The 519-nt window shown below is 68.4% G+C and carries 1 protein-coding gene; it reads right to left on the bottom strand.

Annotated features, from left to right (window positions below):
• Positions 1-2: 2 nt before the first annotated feature.
• Positions 3-488, bottom strand: coding sequence for a GNAT family N-acetyltransferase (locus KYK29_RS22410; RefSeq protein ID WP_017357436.1), 486 nt, complete (start codon positions 486-488; stop codon positions 3-5).
• Positions 489-519 lie beyond the last annotated feature (31 nt).

Raw genomic sequence — 519 nt, forward strand, 5'->3', positions numbered from 1 at the left:
GATCATGCGCGCGCGTCGCGCAGGCGTTCGGCCAGCGGCAGGGTCAGCAGGTCGCGGGTGTCATCCACGTAGCCGGTGGCCAGGTACAGGCGGCGCGCCAGTTCGTTGTGATGGTTCACTTCCAGGCGCATCCGCGCGACGCCGCGCGCGTTGGCACGCTGCTCAAGGATCGCCAGCGCCTGCTTGCCACGCCCACGGCCGCGCGCGGCGTGCTGCAGGTAGAGCTCATCGAGCAGCGCGAAGTGTCCGCCCTGCTCCAGGCTGAAGCCCATCGCCAGGGCCGCATAGCCCACGACCTCGCCGGTCTCGGACAGCCACAGCAGCACCTCGCCGTTGCGCGGCTCTTCGAGCAGGGCCAACAGCGCGGGACGCACGCGCGCCGGGTCGAAATCGAGCTTGTCTTCGGCGTAGAAGTCGCGCATCAGGCCAATCAGCAGATCGGCGTCGGCCACGGTGGCCAGGCGGAAATCGAGGGGTACGGTATGCATGCGACGTCTCGTAGAAATCAGTGTGCGGCCA

Source organism: Shinella daejeonensis, assembly GCF_024281235.1.
GTDB lineage: Bacteria > Pseudomonadota > Alphaproteobacteria > Rhizobiales > Rhizobiaceae > Shinella > Shinella daejeonensis.

Bases quoted from the DNA above. Each gene is read 5' to 3' on its own strand.
- KYK29_RS22410 (WP_017357436.1), bottom strand. From the start codon at position 488: ATGCATACCGTACCCCTCGATTTCCGCCTGGCCACCGTGGCCGACGCC.